This window comes from Marinoscillum pacificum, from assembly GCF_024714495.1.
Lineage (GTDB): Bacteria > Bacteroidota > Bacteroidia > Cytophagales > Cyclobacteriaceae > Marinoscillum > Marinoscillum pacificum.
The window spans coordinates 166236-188870 of sequence record NZ_JAMZMJ010000005.1 but is presented as its reverse complement, the minus strand read 5'-3'; the positions used below and the strand labels follow the sequence as shown (position 1 = coordinate 188870).

The 22635-nt window shown below is 40.4% G+C and carries 15 protein-coding genes; 12 read left to right on the top strand and 3 right to left on the bottom strand.

The window, feature by feature from the left end; genetic code table 11:
• Positions 1 to 63: 63 nt before the first annotated feature.
• A complete protein-coding gene (locus NXS00_RS13805) occupies positions 64 to 1101 on the bottom strand; it encodes a LacI family DNA-binding transcriptional regulator (RefSeq protein ID WP_258099805.1) in 1038 nt (345 codons plus the stop codon).
• Between the two features lie 279 nt (positions 1102 to 1380).
• On the opposite strand from NXS00_RS13805, the gene NXS00_RS13800 reads away from it, so the two are divergent.
• The gene (locus NXS00_RS13800) at positions 1381 to 2580 is read left to right on the top strand and encodes a DUF4861 family protein (RefSeq protein ID WP_258099804.1); all 1200 of its coding nucleotides are present in this window, start codon (positions 1381 to 1383) and stop codon (positions 2578 to 2580) included.
• Between the two features lie 4 nt (positions 2581 to 2584).
• On the opposite strand, the gene NXS00_RS13795 is transcribed toward NXS00_RS13800, so the two are convergent.
• A complete protein-coding gene (locus NXS00_RS13795; protein WP_258099803.1) occupies positions 2585 to 3526 on the bottom strand; it encodes a pectinesterase family protein in 942 nt (313 codons plus the stop codon).
• Positions 3526 to 5139 carry a glycoside hydrolase family 43 protein gene (locus tag NXS00_RS13790; protein WP_258099802.1) on the bottom strand — a complete coding sequence of 538 codons (1614 nt, stop codon included), beginning with the start codon at positions 5137 to 5139 and terminating at the stop codon, positions 3526 to 3528. Before NXS00_RS13790 ends, NXS00_RS13795 begins: the two co-directional genes overlap by 1 nt.
• Before the next feature lie 543 nt (positions 5140 to 5682).
• On the opposite strand from NXS00_RS13790, the gene NXS00_RS13785 reads away from it, so the two are divergent.
• The 11 genes from NXS00_RS13785 to NXS00_RS13735 all read left to right on the top strand — a co-directional run bounded on the left by NXS00_RS13785 (position 5683) and on the right by NXS00_RS13735 (position 22606).
• Positions 5683 to 8928: a SusC/RagA family TonB-linked outer membrane protein gene (locus NXS00_RS13785; protein ID WP_258099801.1), complete on the top strand. Its 3246-nt coding sequence runs from the start codon at positions 5683 to 5685 to the stop codon at positions 8926 to 8928.
• 19 nt (positions 8929 to 8947) lie between these two features.
• Entirely contained in the window at positions 8948 to 10732 is a 1785-nt protein-coding gene (locus NXS00_RS13780; protein ID WP_258099800.1) for a RagB/SusD family nutrient uptake outer membrane protein, read from the top strand.
• Between the two features lie 12 nt (positions 10733 to 10744).
• Positions 10745 to 12295, top strand: a complete 1551-nt coding sequence (locus NXS00_RS13775; RefSeq protein WP_258099799.1) for a DUF4957 domain-containing protein — start codon at positions 10745 to 10747, stop codon at positions 12293 to 12295.
• 67 nt (positions 12296 to 12362) lie between these two features.
• Positions 12363 to 15581, top strand: coding sequence for a T9SS type A sorting domain-containing protein (locus tag NXS00_RS13770; protein ID WP_258099798.1), 3219 nt, complete (start codon positions 12363 to 12365; stop codon positions 15579 to 15581).
• Between the two features lie 99 nt (positions 15582 to 15680).
• Positions 15681 to 16994 carry a pectate lyase gene (locus NXS00_RS13765; protein WP_258099797.1) on the top strand — a complete coding sequence of 438 codons (1314 nt, stop codon included), beginning with the start codon at positions 15681 to 15683 and terminating at the stop codon, positions 16992 to 16994.
• Positions 16975 to 17883 carry an alpha/beta hydrolase gene (locus NXS00_RS13760; protein ID WP_258099796.1) on the top strand — a complete coding sequence of 303 codons (909 nt, stop codon included), beginning with the start codon at positions 16975 to 16977 and terminating at the stop codon, positions 17881 to 17883. The genes NXS00_RS13765 and NXS00_RS13760 overlap by 20 nt, the downstream gene beginning before the upstream one ends.
• Before the next feature lie 5 nt (positions 17884 to 17888).
• Complete coding sequence (locus tag NXS00_RS13755) at positions 17889 to 19631, top strand: right-handed parallel beta-helix repeat-containing protein (RefSeq protein ID WP_258099795.1); 1743 nt, start codon at positions 17889 to 17891, stop codon at positions 19629 to 19631.
• 202 nt (positions 19632 to 19833) lie between these two features.
• Positions 19834 to 20439, top strand: coding sequence for an NUDIX hydrolase (locus NXS00_RS13750; protein ID WP_258099794.1), 606 nt, complete (start codon positions 19834 to 19836; stop codon positions 20437 to 20439).
• A 169-nt stretch (positions 20440 to 20608) separates the two neighbouring features.
• Entirely contained in the window at positions 20609 to 21445 is an 837-nt protein-coding gene (kduI, locus tag NXS00_RS13745; RefSeq protein WP_258099793.1) for a 5-dehydro-4-deoxy-D-glucuronate isomerase, read from the top strand.
• Complete coding sequence (locus NXS00_RS13740) at positions 21445 to 21834, top strand: VOC family protein (protein ID WP_258099792.1); 390 nt, start codon at positions 21445 to 21447, stop codon at positions 21832 to 21834. The genes kduI and NXS00_RS13740 overlap by 1 nt, the downstream gene beginning before the upstream one ends.
• Before the next feature lie 4 nt (positions 21835 to 21838).
• Positions 21839 to 22606: an SDR family NAD(P)-dependent oxidoreductase gene (locus NXS00_RS13735; RefSeq protein ID WP_258099791.1), complete on the top strand. Its 768-nt coding sequence runs from the start codon at positions 21839 to 21841 to the stop codon at positions 22604 to 22606.
• Positions 22607 to 22635: the final 29 nt, after the last annotated feature.

Below are 22635 nucleotides of genomic sequence, written 5' to 3'. Positions count from 1 at the left end.
TTGCGTAAACGATTGCGCAATTCTACCAAAAAATTATGAAAAGCATTCTGTAAGCTTCAAAATTTATACTGCGGCTTTCTTGATCGCTAGTTTTTGAGAGGAATCTCTAATGATCAACTCAGGGCTTAAGAGCACTTTTCTGGCAATAGAGTTTTTACCTTCCAGTTGTTCCAGTAGAACTTGGGCGGCGGTCTTTCCCATGTCTTTACTCTTTTGATCTACAGATGTCATAGTCGGCTCCAGGTATTGTGTAAACGGATCGTTTCCGAACCCTATTACACCCACATCATCAGGGACTTTGAAGTTGTTTTCTTTTAACCACTTGATGGCTCCCAATGCTGAGAAATCCGACGAAGAACAAATGGCATCAGGTGGATTTGGTAAACTCATCAGTTGCTGAGTTACTAGCTTTCCTTGATCTACATCACTGGGAACTTCGATGATATATTCATCAGGAATGAGGAGGTTGTTATCGCGCATAGCAGCTTGGTAGCCTCTAAAACGCTCACGGAAAATGCTGACTTTTTTGTTGCCAGAGAAAAAGGCAATTTGTTTGAATCCGTTCTCTATTAAGTGATTTACAGCAGAATACGCCCCTTGAAAGTCATCTATCGCAACAGACGAAGTGTTAATGGTTTCAGCTGTCCGATCAAATAATACGAGTGGCTTATTTTTGTTCATTACCTTTTTCAGGTGATCGTATTTATTGGTCTCGCGCGAGATCGAAATAATGATCCCAGCTACCTGTGCTGCCATTAGTGCATTCACATCGTCCACCTCATTTTCGATCTTTTCATAAGATTGACAGATGATTACATTGTATCCAGATTTCTTGACTTCTTCTTCGATGCCACGTATTACGGAGGAGAAGAATATCCTATCTGCATAGGGTACAATAATGCCGATGATTTTTGAATGTCCCCGACGAAGAGATGCGGCCATGGTGTTGGGTTCATAGCCCAATTTCTCAGCCATTTTCAAAACCTTGTTTCGGGTTTCCTCACTGATGCGAGGATTGTTATTTAGTGCACGAGAAACAGTCGAGGCGGTCGTATTCAACGCTTTAGCAATCTCGTGTATTGTCGTCTTTTTTCCTTTCAATCTCTTGGGTGTTTTCGCAAACAGTGCAAAGTTACGAAGGAAAATTCGCTCTTTTTGCGTAATGGATTGCTCAATTTTCTCTTTCTTGTAAGGAGTTGTGATGAGCAGATTGTTAATTTATAGCTCTATAATAATGATTTTATTGCAATTATTGCAATTTATTCGAATGTAGCTGATATAAAAATAAGTGTAAACGATTGCGCAATTAGTTTTAAACTAATAAATTCGGTACTTAATATCCATACAATGGAGTTTCTATACTCTTAAAACCTGAAACTTATGAAGAACTTAGCTATACCATTTGTGGGAGTAATTATGGTATTGACATCATGCTCGCCATCTCCAAAGGAAAATACACCAATTGTTAAAATTACGAACCCATCAGCGATGCAAAGAGCTGAAGTAGTGACTTATGTGTTGCCTGAGGGTGTGAAGGGAAATCAAATTAAAATAGGGGGAGAAATTGTTCCGTCTGAGTTTGTAGACCTGGACAATGATGGAGAAAATGATCAGGTTAATGTGCTGGTTTCATTACCGCCTTCCACCAGCACTGAGTTGGTGATTGAAACTGTGGAATCACCAAAAACATCAGAGAAATTAACCCAGGCTGAGATATCTATAAAAGAAGGAGGAGAGTGGACTGAAGAGGAATATGTTGGTGGTGAATTTGTGAACCTTGATTTTTTAAGAGTACCAGATCAGCATACAGATCATACGTATTTTATTCGCTATGAAGGGCCAGGATGGGAGTCAGATAAAATGGGATATCGATTCTATCTGGACTGGCGTAACGGGATGGATGTTTTTGGTAAAACCAAGCCTGAGCCTGTGTTGCAAGACGTTGGTCAGGATGGGTTTGATTCTTATCATGAATTAAGTGATTGGGGACTGGATTTGCTGAAAGTAGGCAAGACCCTGGGTTTAGGATCTATCGGTCAGTTTAGAAATGATACCCTTTTCAGATTCAAGGAAACAGATTCAGTAACCTGTGCCATTGCTAAGAATGGATTGCTGGAATCTGAAATAGTTACCAATTATTATGGATGGAAAGATGGAGGGGTGTCAACAGATTTAACTTCAACCATTCGAATTCAGGCTGGCTCAGCGCTTACTACTCATAAATTGAATTTTTCTACTCCTTTAGAAGGTTTTTGCACTGGATTGGTGGAGAATGAAGGTGAGGAATATTTGGATATAATAGATGGTGATTATCGCATTTTTGCTACTTATGGAGACTTTAGTCTGAATAATGATAAAATGGGATTGGCGATTATCGTTGAAAATTCTTCCATTCAGGATGAGGTTAGTGGAGCAGGAAGTCACGTGGTGTTATTCAATCCAGAAAAGGAATTGACTTATTACTTCATGGCTGTATGGGAAAAAGGTATCAACCCAATTTCTTCTATGGCTGAATTCGAGCTATTACTGTTGAAAGAAGCTACTAAATTGAATCAACCTCTGAAAATCGCCGTTGAATAAAATCTTATGGCTGCCAGTTGCCGAATATGTTATTGAGTTGGTATTTGGCAGCCTCTTTTTTGCTTAGTATGTGTGACCAGGTGGTGCGATTCTGGTCATTAGCTCCAGGACCTGCTGATTGATATTCAGCGTAAAAGACCGTTTTTTCTTTTTCCGCTGATCCCCAATTGTTCCAACCAACAGGAGTGATGTGAGAGTCCATCTCGCAATTGATAAAGACGGTTTTAGCATAACTTCTCCACGGTCTTCCAAGATATACCTTGTTAATTGATTCGTCTGATTTCGTCAAGTCACATCCAATAAATACAAATCCAAATTTGCTGGTTTGAGTAGTGGAGGCTGCAGTGATATAAGAGTTTGCCTTGCTCTCAATAGCACAATTTTCAAATACCATTGTCGCTTCTCCAAAGATGAAATCAGTGGTGCCGTCTATCTCACAATTCTTAAAATACTGCCTAAATCCTTCGCCAGCACCATATAATGTATCCTGATTGCCGTGTATTTGACAATTGATCACTTGTACTCGATCGCCTTCTATATGAAGCGCCACTGCCTGTCCCACCGGTCCTGATGTGTTTTGGATTGTTAGATTTTTCAATGATACATCGTTGGCATCTACTTTTAAAGTATAGGTATGAAAGGTGCTGTTTCTGCCCAAATTTATTTTGTCAAAATGATCATCAAAAGTGATGATGGTGCTGTCGGGGTTTTCTCCGACTAAGGTTAAGCGATTGTTCCATGAATATATGGTCACCTTTTCCTTATAAACACCATTTTTAATCAAAATAGTTATGTCCTTTTCTGGAAATGCCTTGGTTGCATAAATAGCCTCTTGAATAGAAGTGAAATCACCGTGACCTGTCTGGTCTACAGTGATTTCTGTAGCATATTGACCACAACAACTTATAGTGATGAGCAGGGTAAGAACGCTGATTATATTCTTCATTAGTTTACTGGTTTTACTCTAAACCAATCAATAAGGGCAAAACCGCTGATGCCAGTGGATTTACTTTTAAGTGCGTATAGTCCACTTTTTGCTCCGACCCATTTTCCTTCTCTTGCTTTGAATGGTTGACCGATGTTGATGTACTTTTTACCATCCAGGCTGTATTTAAATTGTGTGATGCCTCCATCAGTAATATCACTTTTCAGGTAGATGACTGATTTAGTAGTTGATACTTTCTCATTCAGTGTTTCTGGTATGTTTTTGTCTGCACTTTTGCAAACTCTTTGCTCTACAGAATAGCCGTTATCAAGTGCTTTGATAGTAAGGGATGCATAATCTCTGCCAAATATCAAAAGGCCGGTTTCTTCTCCAACTTTCAGATTTGCTACGTCCACTTTTACCGAATTGCTAAATTCCAAAGCTGGGAATTTTTGGAAAAGCAGGTTGGGTTGCATCCATAGATTGGTTGCCATTTCTGGAGCCGGCTGTGTGTTTAGTTTTAAGCTTCCTGGATTTGAAGTCAAATCATACCATCCGGGTTGTGGATTGGCACTCCATTGCCACTGTAAACCAAGTTTTGGTTCATTGAATTCATCGGTATCAGCTGGATTTACAGGCTTGGTTTTTGGTAAGCTTGGTTTTTTGAAAGTAATAACTGGCTCGCCTGTGCCATCTTCATCAGGATCGTTGCCCATAATTGGCCAGTCATTGACCCAATTGACGGGTTCCAAATGGACAATTCTCCCATATGCCTCTTTATCCTGGAAGTGGACGAACCACGATTCTCCATTGTCTAATTCAACCATTCCACCTTGATGAGGTCCGTTAATTTCCGTATTGCCTTGGGCTAGTACGATCTTTTCTTCATATGGACCATAAATATTTTTAGATCGCAAAATGAGTTGCCATCCGGTTGGTACTCCTCCAGCCGGAGCAAATATGTAGTAATAGCCGTTTCTCTTATAAAATTTGGGGCCTTCTATGGTTTCATGATTTTCATGTCCATCAAATACGATCACCCCTTTGTCTAATATCTCATCACCTTCCGGTTTAAGCTCTACTACTTGTAATGTACTTTTTATGCCTGCTCTACTATGCGCGAACGCATGTACGAGGTAAACCCGTCCATCATCATCCCAAAGTGGACTCGGGTCAATGTTGCCATATGCTTTTTTAACCAGAATAGGTGCAGACCAGTCACCAGCCGGATCTTTGGTTTGTACCATGTAGATGCCTCTGTCAGGATCTCCCCAGTAGATATAGAAGGTTCCATTGTGAAACCTTAGGCAGGGTGCCCATACACCATTGCCATGCTGAGGAATATCGTAATAGCTCCCAGGGAATGTTGGAACTGCATAATTGATGATTTTCCAGTTGACCAGGTCTGTGGAGTGAAGTATAGGTAGGCCTGGGACTGAATTAAAAGAAGAGGAAGTCATGTAGAAATCATCACCGGCTCTGCAAATGTCAGGGTCTGAGTAGTCAGCATGAATGATTGGGTTGGTAAATGTGTCGTCTTCATTATCTGGTGACCAAACCCCTGAAGTTTGGCTGTAAGATAGCATGCTAAGTTGGAGTAGAAGAAGTAGAATCAGATGCTTTTTTGAATGCATAGGGTACAATTGATTAGACTGTGGAATTGTTTGTGCAAAGGATAGCACAAAAAGAGTGATTATGAAAGCTCATGGCTCACTTAATTCATGGTCATTTAGGTAATGGTCCTGTAAAGAGGATGGGCATGAATCTCAATCCGCCAGAAAATATCATCAGGCTTAAAAAAATCTGATTTAATTAAATGAAGGAATGCTGTGAGTTCATTTAATGAATTGCTTGATTAATTATGAAAAATGAAATGAAAACGATTTTATGATTTGAATAATTTATTTAAGGTGGAGTTTGATGCCTATTTCATTGCATAAATTGTAATTGAATAATTCGGAATTATCATAAATATTGATTTGTTTAGAGAAACTTTTCTAACCAAAATGATGACAAGAATGAAGGAAATAGATTGCTTAAATGGTGGATTGTATTCATTTGATCGCCGGAAAAGCTTTTTTTTACAGGTGAAGTGCAATCGATTGTACAAAACAAACGAATTGAATCACCATTTCAATTTCTCTAATTAAATCGACTAACCTATAACATGATGAATTATGTGTACTAAAACCGTTAATAGTAGTTCATGGATAAAGGTGCTCATCATACCGATGGTGATGATGGCCTTTATAAATGTCTCTATAGCTCAGACCCGGACTGTTTCTGGTCGGGTTACTGATAAAGAGACCGGAGAGGGTTTGCCTGGTGTGAGTGTAGTTATTGCCGGTACCTCAGATGGAACAATTGCTGATATAGAAGGTAATTATAAATTGCCGGTTCCAGAAGATGCTTCTTTAATCTTCAGTTTTGTTGGTTATACCAATCAAACGATTCCGGTTGCTGGAAAAACCACCATAAACGTCCAGCTAGAAGTGGATGTTCAATCGTTAGATGAAGTGGTAGTTGTGGGATACGGAACTCAAAAGAAATCAGATCTTACTGGATCTGTAGTTTCTGTTAGTGGGGAGTCACTTAAAAAGGTTCCGGTATCAACGGTTGCTGAATCTTTGACCGGTCGATTGGCAGGGGTTCAGATTACCACTACTGAAGGATCACCTGATGCTGAGGTAAGAATAAGAGTACGTGGAGGAGCGTCTTTAACCCAAAGTAGTTCTCCTCTTTTTATTGTTGATGGATTTCCGGTGAATACTATTTCTGATTTGTCACCTTCAGATATCAAGTCAATTGATGTATTGAAAGATGCCTCATCTACTGCTATTTATGGTTCCAGAGGTGCCAATGGTGTTGTAATTATCACCACTAAGAGTGGAGTGAAAGGAAAAGTTACAGTTAACTACAATTCCTTTTTTGCTGCAAAGAAAATTGCGAAAACTCTTGATGTCTTAGATCCTGAAGATTATGTGAGATGGCAATATGAGTATGCGGTATTGGATTCTGATGGAGAAAATGACAATGGTACTCCTGACCTTTCTTCATATGAAGATTATTTTGGATTGTATAAAGACATTGATCTATACAGAGGGCAACAGGCTAATGACTGGCAGCGTCAGATTTATGGTCGTACAGGTACTACTTTCAGTAATGACCTAAGTGTAAGAGGTGGTGGTGAGAAATTTAACTACTCTGCCAACTTTGCTCGATTTGAAGATAAAGCCATCATGATCGGTTCAGATTATGTTCGAAACAATGTGACGCTGAAATTCAAAAATCAGCCAAATGATAAGATAGACTTAAACTTCTCTCTACGTTACTCAGATACGGAAATTAACGGCGGTGGTGCTAACGAACAAAATGAAGTTTCATCCGCAGATTCTCGATTAAAGCATGCAGTAGCTTATGCGCCTATTCCTATATCTGGTGTTAGCTTAACGGATGATACCAATGAGCAGACAGCTAGTGATCTGGTAAACCCGATTAGATCAACTAATGATAACAATAGATCACAGCAAAGAAGAAACTATAACATTGCGGGTAGTTTCGCCTGGCAGGTAATAGAACCAGTATCTGTTTCTACATCTTTTACTGTTGATAATTACAACTATCTGGATAACAGATTTTATGGAGTCACAACTTACAAAGCAAGAGATAGATCTCCGGCATTTCCTAATCAACCATCTGCGGTTTTTAGCGATAGAAAGGAATTACGCTTGCGAAACACCAATACTGTAAACTATGATGTGCTAAATGTTGGTCCTCATAAGTTAAAAGTGATGGCAGGTCATGAAGTGCTATTTACACAGACTAATGAGTTAGAATATGAGATACAGGGATATCCGGTGTTGTTTAGTTCTGAAGAAGCATTCAAGCTTACCACTCAGGGAACTTCCATTTATGCGGATAATAACTTTAGCCCGGATGATAAACTGCTTTCTTTCTTTGGTCGAGCAAACTATGACTATGAAGGTAAGTATTTGGTTAGCGCTGTATATAGAGCTGATGGATCTAGTAGATTCAAAGGAAACAATGTTTGGGGATACTTCCCATCATTATCAGCAGGCTGGAAGATTTCAGAAGAGAGCTTCATGTCCAGCACATCTAGTTGGATGCACTTGTTGAAGCTTAGAGTTAGTTACGGTTTAGCAGGAAATAACAACATCCCAAGAGGTCAAACGGTACAGTCATTTGAATCTAAAACCACTACTTATATCAATGATGTAGCAAGTTACTGGGCGGCTTCAACGATCATGGCAAACCCTGATTTGAAATGGGAAACTACAGAAACAAAGAATATAGGGATAGATTTTGGTATGTTGCAAGGACGAATTACAGGTACTATTGAAGCATATCAAAACAATACTAAGGATCTATTAATTCGTTTCCCGGTTTCAGGAACAGGTTATGAATACCAGTACAGAAACATGGGTGAAACAGAGAATAAAGGTTTAGAGCTTTCATTAACTGGTATTGCACTTGATAAAAAGGATTATGGCCTAAATGTCAATTTTAACATTGCACTAAACAGAAATAACATCAAATCTCTAGGTGTAATGGAAGAGCTGATTGGTAGTGAGGTGACTACTGGTTGGGCATCCACCCAAATTGCGAATGATTATTTGGCAAGAGTAGGAGATCCAATAGGAATGATGTATGGCTATGTAAATGACGGCCGATATGAGGTGAGTGATTTTGAGCGATACGATGAAGCGACCGATCAATGGATCTTAAAAGAAGGAGTAGTAACCTCTGACGGAATATTAACTCCTCGTCCTGGAATGATGAAATTAAGAGACCTGGATGGTAACGATACCATTACGGTAGATGACCGTAAGTTCATAGGTAATGCTAACCCACTTCACACAGGAGGATTTGTAATCAATGGTTATGCTTATGGATTTGATTTGACAGCTGCCTTTAACTGGAGCTATGGTAACGATATCTACAATGCCAATAAGATAGAGTTTACTTCTGCCAATCAAAATAACCAGTATAGAAATCTAATTGACATTCAGGAAGAAGGTCAGAGATGGACCAATATTGATTGGAATACAGGAGAATTGATAACGGACATGGATCAGTTAGCTGCTGCGAATGCAAATACGACCATGTGGTCTCCTTATATGGATCGATATGTGTTCAGTGACTGGGCTGTGGAAGATGGATCGTTCTTAAGACTGAATACCTTAACTCTGGGCTATACACTACCAAAATCAATAGTAGAAAGAGCTAAAATTGAAAACCTGAGATTCTATGTGACAGGATACAATTTGTTCTTGTTGACGAACTACACTGGTTTTGATCCAGAGGTTTCTACCAGAAGAAAAACACCACTTACTCCAGGTGTAGATTATTCAGCATATCCAAGAAGTAGACAATTAACTGTTGGATTAAACCTGACATTCTAAACCCAAAACTGAATTTGCAATGAAAAAGATATTAAACATAATGTTTGCAGGACTTCTGTTAATGGGTGTATCCTCATGTGAGGACTTCCTAGAAGCTCCAGCTAAATCCACATTGGATGAGTCCAAGATTTTTTCGGTCTACACACTGGCAAAAGGTGCTGTAGATGGTATTAAGGAACCGCTTGGTCAAACGAACTCCTACAGAGGAAGATACCTTCCATGGTATGGAATGAATACGGATGTTGAATGGCACAATAGCTCAGATAATTCTGATGATAATTATGATTTGGTAAAGTATGATGCTAAACCAAATAATGATCAGATGAATACTACCAACAATGCCTGGGCAATGATGTATTCAGGGATTGAACGTGCTAACATCTGCATTAGAGGATTGAGAGCCTATGGTGATGTTGAAAACGATCCGGACATGGCTTATTTGTTGGGAGAGGCTCTTACGTTAAGAGCATTCTATTATGCTGACCTGGTGAAAACCTGGGGTGATGTTCCCGCTCGATTTGAGCCTATAGCAACAGAAACTTTGTATTTGCCACGTTCTAGCAGGGATGTGATTTACAAGCAATTGTTAGCAGATCTTGCTGAAGCAGCTAATTATGTTCCGTGGCCAAATGAATCTTCTGTGACAACTACAGTTGAGCAAATCAATAAAGCTTTTGTGAAAGGATTGCGTGCTCGATTGGCCTTAGCTGCTGGTGGTTATTCTCAGTATGGTGATGGAGTTCGCTTAAGCAACGATCCAGATTTAGCTAGAGCAGATATGTACGCTATTGCTTTGCAAGAGTGTAGAGATGTGATTGAGAGTGGCACAGTGAGATTAGAATCTTCATTTGAGGATCTATGGAGAAAATTTAACCAGGATGATGTAACTGCTGGTGGTGAGTCTCTTTGGGAAATTCCATTTGCTTCAGGTCGAGGAAGATGGTTGTTCACTTTCGCTGTGAGACACCAAAGTAGAGATAAATATACTGGCCAGCCTCGTGGTGGTCAAGGAGGACCTTTACCATTCGTATTTTATGATTATGATGCTAAAGACACTCGTCGTGATGTGACATGTGTTCCTTATCAGTGGAAAGATGTGAGCCCCGCGGAAGATGTAGCAGAGCAAGAACCTACAGGGATCGACCAATGGATGTTTGGTAAGTATCGCTATGAATGGAAGAATGTAAGAGTGACTGCATCTAATGATGACGGTACCAACTTCATGTACATGCGATATGCTGAAATTCTACTTATGGCTGCAGAAGCTGCTTACGAACTAGAAGGGGCAGAAGCTGCTAAACCATACCTAAGAGAAATTCGTCAGAGAGCGTTTGATCCAGCAGACTGGACTGACAAAGTGGAAAATTACTTGAATGGTTTGTCTGGAGATGGAGTGTTTAATGCCATTGTTGAGGAGCATAAGTTGGAATTGTGTGGAGAAATGCAAAGAAAGCAGGCACTCATCAGATGGAATCTACTAAGCGATAAACTTGCTGAAGCAAAGCAGAAAATGTACGATTTGAGAAATCAGTCTGGGGCATATAGTAATGTGCCAGGTACTTTGTACTATCGTTTGGCGGATGATAATGAAACACTAGAGTTTTATGGACTGGAAAGAGGTCAAACGGAAGATCGATCATCAGAGTATTCGGATAATATGAACTGGGCAGTCCCTGGACAACTAGATGATCAAAAAATAGAGAGTCTATATGTTGGCAATCCTGATGCAAATCAATTCTGGCCAATTTGGCAAGTGTTTGTTGACGGTAGCAATGGACAATTGAACAACGATTTACTCAACTAAAACCTAATGATCATGTACAATAGATTAACAAAACTAACAGGGGTTTTTCTTTGTGTGATATCCATGATATCCATAGCCTGTGAAGATGATATTGATCCGGTCATTCAAGAGTTAAATACCTCAAGGGTTTTTGCTCCTGTAGGGTTGGAAGCAAGAGTTAGAAATCAAGTAAACATTGAACTGAGCTGGACTGCTGATCCATCTGTCGATCAATACATTATTGAGTTCTTTCAGGATAGTTTAGTTTTTTCTGGAGATCCGGTTAGTACTGCTACTGTGGATGAAATACCTGCTCAAGGTACCATTACCTACACAGAATCGTTTTCAGGAGAGACTGTATACTCCGCAAGAATTAAAGCGGTAGAAGAAGGTTTGGCAGAGTCTAAATGGGCAACGGTGGCTGTTAAAACCGATCCTGAGCAAATTTTCCTCGCTTTACCTGGTGAAAATGTACAAGATACCTATGCCACTGTATTGTGGGCAGCAGGTAGTGAAGTGACTCACTTGCTGGTATCTCCTGGAAATACATTAGTGCAGATTTCCGATAGTCAACGCGCTGCAGGTTCAGCAACCATAGATGGTTTGGCCGGAGCCACTGATTATACGGTGACATTGTACAATGGAACCAAGAGAAGAGGAACAGTTACCTTTTCAACGCTTAAAGAGGCTACTGTAACAGCTAATGATGATTTGGCTGCCGCAATTTCAGCTGCTGCAGACGGTGCTACATTGATTGTGGCAGCAGGTACCTATGATATCGGTGGTACTGAAATCACTAAATCCATCACTATCGAAGGACAAAAGTGGTACGACATGCCGGTTGTTACGGGTCAGTTTACCTGTGCATCCAGTGTGAGTTCTATTACTCTTAGATATTTGGATGTTCGTGGCGAGAATAACTATGGTCAGTTCTTTAATGCATCTGCTGCTGAGTGTAACCTGGGAGCATTGACAATTGAAGGTTGTGAAATAAGCGGTTACGACAACAACATTATCTACAGCAATAGTGGAGGTACTTATGGTGATATCACCATACTGGATTCATACATTCATGACATCCCTGGTGGAGGTGGAGATGGTTTTGATTTCCGCGGAGGAGTAGTTGGATCACTTACTGTGAGCAATACTGTAATTGCTAAAGGTATACGCTCTTTGTTAAGAATGCAGGTGCCTGCTGATGTAGTGTTCACTAGTTGTACATTCTATCAAGCATGTATTGCTGACAACAGCAATAACAGAGGCTTCTTTAGAATGTCAGGAGCAGGTAATTCACTTGAAGTGAGTCAATGTCTTTTTGTGGAGACAGGATTGGAAGGAACTGGTGGAGCTATTTATGGTAACTGGTCTCGACTAGGTGATATAGATCCAGCTGTGACTACTAGCTATAGTGATAACTTCTACTATAATGCCATTGGTTTATTTGAAGGAGAATATACAGATCCAGGTTCTGTTGATGCTTCAGAAGCTGATCCAGGAATAGTGGATCCAGCAAATGGAGATTTTACCATTACCAATCAAACGATGATTGATGAGGAAGTTGGTCCGGCACGTTGGAGACAATAATCTCATGGTAATGAATCAAAGAAACGAAGTGATTTTCATTAATCGACACAGAAAAATGAATGGTATTATGAAATTAATAACTAACCTTTTTTGCTGCCTGTTGCTATTTGTAGCAGGAATAAATAGCCTGGTAGCGCAGAATGATCCTAATCAGCCACTAGTTGGAGATTGGATTACTTATCATGCGGATGAACTACCTGATGCTGCAGATCCTGCATGGAGTTCCAGTAATGGGTCAGGTACTGTCTGGGCGATTGAATCAGACCCTGTACGGGTTGGCAATAACATATTGTCTCTCGATGGTGCAGATGCATCTGGTATGTTCAAAACGGCTGATTTTGACCCTGTTCCAACTGGAGTGACAGTGGTTATGAGAGTGAAGGGCAAGGATTTAACTGCCGATCGTCTGACAGATATTGATATGCACATCAATGGATTCAGAGATCAATTAAATATTAGATCAAATGGTGAGTTGAGTCTTCAGCGCTCTGGTGCTTCGGTAGACCTTTCTGGTTTGCTGAATACTTCCAAGTGGAATGTTTACCGAATGACTATAGATGCCAGTAGTGGGACTGAAGGAATTGTGAAAATTTATCTTAATGAGAATCCATTTCCGGTTTTAACGGCTACAACTACCACAACTACCAGCTCTAATTATTTCAGATTTGGTGATGGAAACGGCAGTCCAACATATTCTGCATATGTGGATTATGTGAGTTATGATGTAACCGGGGCCTATTCGCCTGCTCAGACAAGACTTCCAAATGAAGTAACCATGCCACCTGTTGGTGAATGGACTATCTATCATGCTGATGTTTTGCTTGATGCCGCAGATCCTGCATGGAGTTCAAGTAATGGTTCGGGAACAGTTTGGACCATTGAGCCAGACCCTGTAAGAGTAGGTAATAATATCCTGGCAATTGATGGATCAGATGCATCAGGTATGTATAAGACTGCTGATTTTGATCCTGTGCCAACTGGAGTTACTGTAGTTATGAGAGTAAAGGCTAAAGACCTTTCAGCTGATCGCTTAACAGATATTGATATGCACATCAATGGATTTAGAGATCAGTTGAATATTCGTTCCAATGGTGAGTTGAGTTTGCAGAGATCAGGTGCTTCTGTAGACTTGTCAGAATCGTTGAATGTTGCTCAGTGGAATGTTTTCAGAATGACCATTGATGCGAGTAGTGGGACCGAAGGAATTGTGAAGATTTATCTGAATGAAAATCCATATCCTGTTTTGACTGCTACAACCACAACAACTACCAGCTCTAATTATTTCCGATTTGGTGATGGAAACGGTAGCCCGGTTTATTCATCATATGTTGATTATGTGAGTTATGATTTGACAGGAGCATATTCTCCCGAGCAGACCAGACTTCCAAATGAAGTTACAAAACCACCTGTTGGGGAATGGTCAATTTATGCTGCGAATGAACTACCAGACGCTGCGGACCCGGCTTGGAGTTCAAGTAACGGTTCTGGTACGGTATGGGCTATAGAGTCTGATCCACTAGTTGTTGGAAATAATATTTTGGCATTGGATGGAGCGGATGCTTCAGGGATGTTCAAAACGGCTGATTTTGATCCAGTGCCAACAGCAGTAACAGTTGCGATGAGAGTAAAGGCGAAGGATCTGGCAGCGGATAGGTTGACCGATATTGACATGCATATTAATGGTTTCAGAGACCAGTTAAATATCCGATCTAATGGTGAGTTGTCATTACAGAGATCAGGCGCTTCTGTAGATCTTTCAGAAGTGTTGAATGTTTCAGATTGGAATGTTTTCAGAATGACAGTTGATGCGAGTAGTGGTACAGAAGGAGTGGTTAAAATATATTTAAACGAAAACCCTTCACCGGTTTTGACTGCCGTAACTACAACTACTACTGGATCTAATTATTACAGATTTGGTGATGGTAATGGAAGTCCAACTTATTCTGCATACATCGATTACATAGTACATGATGTGACAGGCGCTTATTCGCCATCTCAGACCAGATTGCCGGCAACATTCACCGGTGATGATGAAGGGCCAACTCCAACATTAAATTCACCTTCTTCACTATCTGCTTTTTTACAGCACTTAGGCTCTCCAACAGAGGGTAAGTCGTTTAGTGTTTCTGCTTCTAATCTTGAAGCTGATATGTCTATTACACCACCTGCAGGCTATGAAATATCTGCTTATGCATCATCTGACTATACGACTAATGCAATTACGTTAACTCCAGTTGATGGAGTGATTGCAGATACATCCTTCTATGTTCGGTTGAATGCTGCGGAAGTTGGAGAGTATAATGGGGACCTCATGCTGGCAAGTGGAGAAACAACACGTGCAATTTCTTTAACTGGATTAACCGTAGTACCTGAGATTACAGCTTCCGGTACATTTGAATCGTTTAAGGAAAGTGTAAGTTCTTTCTCTGATGCACAGTCATACACCGTTTCTGCTATTTACCTGGTTGGAGACCTCAATATTGCAGCTCCTGCTAATTTCGAATTGTCATTAGATGGTTCGGCCTGGGCGTCAACGGTTGCTATTTCGCCAGACAGTGAAGGTACAGTTGCCAATACGGTAGTTTATGTACGATTAAATGCAACAACTACAGGTGACTACTCAGGAGATATCGTACATGCATCGACTGATGCGGTGAGTATTTCAGTAACGGTTTCAGGGCAAACAATTCCTGATCCTGGAATAAATTTATCAGGTCAGTTAACTGGCTTTACTCAGATTTTGGGTAGACCTTCAGAGGCTCAGTCTTATACTGTTTCTGGTTCCAACTTAACTGGAAGTATCGTGATTTCGGTTCCTTCAGATTATCAAATATCATTCAATGGAGAGCTATGGTTGTCCTCATTATCTCTTGCACCACTAGATGGTAATGTTGGGGAAACAACTATTTATGTAAGACTCAATAGCGCTTCTGGAGGTAATCACAACGGTGAATTAGGTCATAGTAGTGTAGGGGTGAGTTCAGTTGCCTTGTCTCTTACTGGAAACACGGATGGTAGTGTTGTGTTGGGAGAAGAAGGTTTGAATGGTGAGATTGCTATTTGGCCAAATCCAACAACTCGAGTGATTCAGGTGTCAACTGCAGAACCAATTCTTTCTGAAAGTATTCAGGTATATAGTTTGGACGGTACACGTGTCACTTCTTTTACTAAAACTATTCAGAAGAATAAAGCAGAAATGGATGTATCTACTTTGCCAAAAGGTGTTTATATCCTGGAGTTATCGATAGATGGTAAGCGAGTCACCAATAGATTTATCAAAGAGTAAGTTAAAATTTGAAGAATCTGTCTCAAAAGTGTTAACAGAGTCTAGTTGACTTCTTTTGAGACGGCCTCTTTTTACATTTCTTATAACCAGCAGCTATTTATGAATTTAAGGTTTCTATCTTCTTTGTTCTACATCCTTTTTGTTGTGAATTCTCTGGCCGCTCAGGATTTGGCGTTTCCTGGTGCTGAGGGTTTTGGGAGGTTTGCATCTGGCGGAAGAGGAGGAAAAGTGTTGATAGTAAATAACTTAAACGACTCAGGTCCTGGTAGTTTGAGGGAAGCGCTGAGGAAGGATTATCCAAGGATTATCCTATTTAGTATATCTGGTACCATTGCGTTAGAGTCTCCTTTGGACATCAATGAAGGTAATGTCACTATTGCTGGACAAAGCGCACCTGGAGATGGAATTTGTCTGAAGAATTATCCACTAAAGGTGAAAGGTGATAATGTGATTATACGCTACATCAGGTCACGATTGGGAGATGATCGTAACGTTCAGGATGATGCCATAAGTGCTAAAAACAATCAAAATTTAATTATTGACCACTGTAGCTTTAGCTGGAGTACTGATGAGAGTGTATCCGTCTATGACAATGAATATGCGACGGTTCAATACTGCATTATTTCAGAAAGTTTGAATAATTCTGTACATGCTAAAGGTGAGCATGGCTATGGAGGTATTTGGGGTGGAAAGAAGGCTAGTTTTCATCATAATTTATTTGCTCATCATAATAGTAGGAACCCCCGTTTTCAGGGTGCTCGATATCATAAACAGCCATCAGAAGAAATTGCTGATTTCCGAAATAACGTGATCTACAATTGGCGATCCAACAATAGCTATGCCGGAGAAGAAGGAAACTATAACCTAATAAATAACACCTACAAAGCTGGTCCGGCAACAGCATCCAAAAAAGATAAAATTTTAGATCCTTATAAGCCATATGGTCACTTTTACCTGTCTGGTAATGTGCTTGTTGGCAATGAGGAGGTTACCTCAGACAATATACAAGGTATAGCTGTGAGTAAAGAAGAGCTTGATTTTGTGGTTTTGGATAAGCCTGTAGAGTTCGCTGAAGTTGCCACACAGTCCGCAGAACTATCGTTTGACATGGTTTTGAAAAATGCTGGTGCAAGTCTTCACAGAGACCCAGTAGACCAAAGAATTGTAAAGGAAGTTTGCGAAGGCAAATATACGTATGGCAATAACGGAATTATCGATTCACCTAATGATGTGGGAGGGTATCCAGAGTTAAAATCTAAAAAAGCACCTAAGGATACTGACGGGGATGGAATGCCGGACAAATGGGAAAAGAAAAATGGATTAAATCCAAATAGTGATGATTCTGGAGAAACAGGATTGCAAGAACACTATACCAATATTGAAGTTTATTTGAATGAGTTGGTTGAAAGCTAATTTATTGGTAATCACCTTTTTGTTGGTGCTGGAATTGGTGTCCCAAATACCACGTGATACTTCTTATACTGTGCAAAGTACTGTGAAGAAGGTGGCAAAATATTACACTGATTTAAAGGTGGAAGGAGTTTTGCCTTCTCATCCATATTCAGTCGAAACGAGATCCTCTATAGAGTATAAGAATTTGGGTTATCGCACCCTCACTGCGAATATGTTTTTACCAAAAGGTGAAGGGAGGAAACCTGCAGTTTTGTTGATTCACGGAGGTGGATGGCGGGCAGGTGCACCTGATTTGATGACTCCATTGGCTGAGCAGGTGGCTGCAGCTGGTTATGTGGTGTTGGTTCCTGAGTATAGATTGTCTCTGGAGGCCAGATACCCTGCAGGAAAGGATGATTTGATTGATGCAATTGAGTGGTTGAAAAATCAATCCTCAAAATTTCAAGTGGATACCACCAAGATTGCTGTAATGGGCTGTTCTGCTGGAGGGCAATTGGCTGCTTTGATAGGTACTACTTATCCTGTGCAGGCGATCATTGATGTGGATGGTGTGTTGGCGTTTAAGCATCCTGATTCACAGGAAGGTGAAGTTGCTTCACAGTGGCTGGGAGGCACCTATGAAGAAATACCCAATGTTTGGGAGGAAGCATCGGCCTTAACTCATGTTGATGCTACTACACCACCAACATTGTTCCTGGCAAGTAAGTATCCAAGGTTTTTGGCTGGTAGGGAGGAATTTATGCGCGTATTGCAAAACTCAGATATTCATACTGAAGTGTATTTTATGGAGGATGCTCCTCATTCTTTTTGGTTGTTAACTCCCTGGTTTGAACCTACTGTGGAGAGAACTTTAGAATTTTTGAATAAAACCTTAAAAGCAGTCAAATAGTACCTATGAAAGTGAAAATGGAAGTGCGGATGGTAAGTGTATTGGTGTTATTGGTACACCTATTAGGTGGCTGCAATGCTGAAGAACCAGAACCTTCAGAAGTGTTGGTTACTTCGTTATCTATTAGAGGGGAGTTTATTGAAGATGGAAGTACTAGTCAGCTTTCAGTGGTTGTAACTCCTGAAAACGCGACAAATCAAGAGGTGTCCTGGACTGTTTCAAATGAGGACGTTGCAACTATCAGTGATTCGGGCTTATTAACAGCAGTTACCAATGGAATAGTCACGGTAACAGCTACTGCAAGTGATGGATCCGGGGTATTCGCCACCAAATCAATAAAAGTTTCTGGTGTTCAAGGGCCACAGGTCTTGGTAGAGTCGATTTCTATTAATGGACAAAATATTGATGATGGAAAAGAGCAACAACTCAACGCTGAAGTATTGCCTGCCAATGCAACCAATAAAGACATTGAATGGTCAGTTTCTGACGAAACAGTAGCAGAAATAACCGCTGAGGGTCTATTGAAGCCATTGAAAAATGGGAATGTGACGGTTAAAGTTCGTGCTACGGATGCTTCCGGAGTTGAAGGGGAAAAAGAGATTAGCATTAGTGGAGTGGTAGTCGTGACAGACGGAACTGTGGTAGATAATTCGAATGATTTACTATTGGCGATTGGCAATGCCAATCCAGGTGATAAGATCTATGTAAGAGGGGGATCGTATGCATTTGGATCTACAATTTCGATGAACAGAGATGGCTCAGAAGGTAATGTTATCTCTTTGATTGGTTATCCTAATGATTCAGAACGTCCCGTGTTTAATTTTTCTTCAATGGCTGAAAATTCAAGCAATAGAGGGATTCAACTTTCAGGTGATTTTTGGCACGTAAAAGGGATCGATGTTTACAATGCAGGAGATAACGGAATGTTTATCAGTGGCAACAACAATTTGGTGGAGTTTTGCTATTTCTATGAAAACGCTGATTCGGGATTGCAAATAGGAAATGGAGCAGCGAATAATACAGTACTTAATTGTGATTCCTATTACAATGCTGATTCTTCGATTGAAAATGCAGACGGTTTTGCGTGTAAGCTAGATGCAGGTGATGGTAACAAATTTATCGGATGTAGAGCATGGCAAAACCTGGATGATGGATGGGATGGTTATTTGAGAGGCGCGGATAACATTACTACTACCTACGAAAACTGTTGGGCATTTCTGAATGGTCAATTAAAGGATGGTTCAGTAGGCGGGGGTGATGGAAATGGTTTCAAAACTGGTGGTAGCGACGACAAGTCATTGAAGCATCATGCTATTTATAAAAACTGCATAGCAGCAGGGAATGTAGTGGATGGTTTTGATCATAATAGCAACAGAGGTGATGTGACTTTGTACAATTGTGGTGCTTACGATAATGGTCGGAATATCAATTTTGGTTCTTCGAACATCGCTAATTCTTTAACTATTAAGAATACCATCTCTTTTGCCGGTGGAGGTGATTCATATCAGGCCACCATTACGGATATAACTAACAATGGATGGCAAAATGGCATCACAACAAACACATCTGATTTTGTAAGTGTGGATATTGACTTGCTGAAAAGTCCTAGAAAAGCTGATGGAAGTCTTCCGGATATAGATTTTGTGAAAATTCAATCTGGAAGTGATCTAATTGATGCGGGTATAGATGTGGGGATTTCATTTGAGGGTTCTGCTCCTGATTTAGGACCTTTTGAGTTTGAGAATTAAAGATACTAAGGCGGATTAATCCCAGGATTGATCAATACCCGGCTCCTGGATGGAGTCGGGTTGTTTATTGCCTGAAGCAAGTGTGTCATAGATACATAGAATATTTAAAATTACTTAGATTACAGTTTTCAATAAAAAACGGAAGAAACTGGAAACATTAATTACGACTGTTAAGCCAAGCTCATACGAATGTACCATCACTGTGGACTGTGCCATTTTCGGTTTTCAGGACAATGAGTTAAAAATATTACTCGTGAAGCGTTCTGTGGAGCCATTCAAGGATTATTGGATGCTTCCCGGCGGTATGATGACAGAAGGGTTGACCATGGAAGAATCTGTGAGTAAAGTATTGTACGGTTTGACAGGCATCAATAACGTCCATATAGAGCAGGTGAAGTGTTACAGTGAGGTGGATAGGCACCCTGTAAAGCGAGTAGTGACAGTTTGTTTTTATGCCTTGGTGAAACCTGAAAATCATCCGGTGATCGCCAAAAATTATGTTTCCGATGTGGTTTGGCACTCAGTGAATGAAATGCCTAATCTAGGTTTTGATCATAATTCATTGGCCGTTGATGCTTTAGCAAAGCTTCGTCAGAACTTAAAGGAGAATTTAATTTTTGGTGAGTTGCTTCCTGAGAAATTCACGCTAAAGGAATTGCAGGACTTGTATGAGAGTATTCTTGATGAATCGTTGGACCGACGTAATTTCAGAAAGAAGATTTTACAGACGGATTTACTGATTGCAACTAATGAAAAAAAGGCAGGAGTGAAGGGTGGACCAGAACTCTATTCTATAAAGAAAAAGTAGTCATATAGTCGTAATAATATGATAATCTGAAAAATGTGTATTTAGTACACAGAATAATTGTAAATCTTTTAAACTGTGTATAAATTACACAGTAGATATTCTAGAGAATGATTGGTAGTCAGTTTTAATCTGACGAATGAAGATAATATTTGAAATTAATTAGTTGACAATGAGCGAGGTAAGATATTCACTAAGTCCAGAAGCATTTAAGAAGTACACGACAGAAGACATTCGTAAAGAGTTCTTGATCCCTGAGGTGATGCAAAAAGGCAAAATCACAGCGGTGTATTCTTTATATGACCGAATGGTGACGATGGGAGCGGTTCCTACAAGCGGAGCAATAGATCTCCCGGTTTATGAGGAGTTGACTAGAGCAGAGTACTTCTTGCAGCGCAGAGAGATGGGTATTATCAATGTAGGTGGCAGTGGTAAGATTACTGTGGATGGTGAAGTGTTTGAGTTGGCTAATAAGGAGTGTTTATATATAGGTAGAGGAGCGAAGCAGGTTTCTTTTGCGAGCAATTATGCAGAGTCTCCAGCTCAATATTTCATAAACTCCAGCCCGGCTCATAAAGAATACCCAACCACTAAGGCAACACTTGCAGATGCCAATGAAGTGAATTTGGGAAGTAAGGAGAATTGCAACGAGCGTACGATTTATCAATTCATTCATGAAGGTGGTATTCAGTCTTGTCAGTTAGTGATGGGTTTCACTACCCTCAAAACAGGAAGCATTTGGAATACTTTCCCACCTCATACACATTTGAGAAGAATGGAAGTGTACTTCTATTTTGATCTTCCAGAAGATCAAATAGTTATGCACTTTATGGGTGATCCACAGGAAACTCGTCACATAGCTGTTCACAATCATCAGGCAGTGATTTCTCCGGAATGGTCTATTCACTCTGGTGCAGGAACTGCTGCTTATTCCTTTATCTGGGCGATGGCTGGTGAAAACCAGGCCTTCACAGATATGGATGGACAAGAACTTAAAAACATTCGATAATGCGATTTGAGCATTTTGCACTCAATGTGGAGGCTCCTATTAAGATGGCACAATGGTATTGTGAACATCTTGGGCTGCACCTGGTCTTTGAGCAGGATGAACCTCCATATATGCGCTTCCTGGCGGATGAAACCGATCAGGTAGTCATGGAACTGTATCAAAATCCTAATGCTCCAATTACCAATCACTCTAAGAATCATCATTTGGTTTTTCACATGGCCTTTGAGTCTAGAAATGCTGAATCAGACAAACAGCGATTATTAGCGGCTGGAGCTTCATTTGTAGAAGAGAAAGGTCCAGATCAGGGGACACATTTGGTGATGCTTCGTGATCCATGGGGCATACCACTTCAGGTTTGTCAACGAAAAAATAGATTGAATAAGAATTAAGACTATGGTTTTAGACGATTTTAAACTGGAAGGAAAAGTAGCGCTAGTAACAGGCTGCAAGCGTGGTATCGGTAAAGCCATGGCAGAAGCTTTGGCAGAAGCTGGAGCAGATATTATCGGTGTTTCTGCTTCACTGGAATTATCCGGAAGTGATGTGGAAAAATCGGTAACCGCCTTAGGTCGTAAGTTTTCAGCTTATCAGGCAGATTTCGGAGATCGCAAGTCTCTGTATGCGTTCATTGAGAAGGTAAAATCAGAGCATCCCGTAGTAGATATTTTGATTAACAATGCAGGCACTATTCTGAGAAAACCTGCAGCGGAACATCCGGATGAATATTGGGATCAGGTGATTGAGGTCAATCAAAACTCTCAGTTCATCCTTACTCGTGAGTTTGGTAGAGAGATGATTTCCAGAGGTAGTGGTAAAGTAATTTTTACAGCTTCCTTGTTGACTTTTCAGGGTGGAATTACGGTACCTGGATATGCTGCTAGCAAAGGAGCAATTGGCCAGTTGACGATGGCTTTTTCCAATGAGTGGGCCAGCAAAGGTGTAAATGTAAACGCTATTGCACCAGGATACATTGCTACTGACAATACCGAAGCCTTGAGAAATGATCCAAATAGAAGTGAGTCGATATTGAGCAGAATTCCTCAGGGAAGATGGGGGACTCCTGAAGACTTTAAAGCGCCGGTGGTATTCCTTGCGAGCAATGCTTCCAGCTATATGAATGGATCCATATTGACCGTGGATGGCGGTTGGATGGGCCGATAAAAACATTTGAAATGGTGAGTAGCAATGAT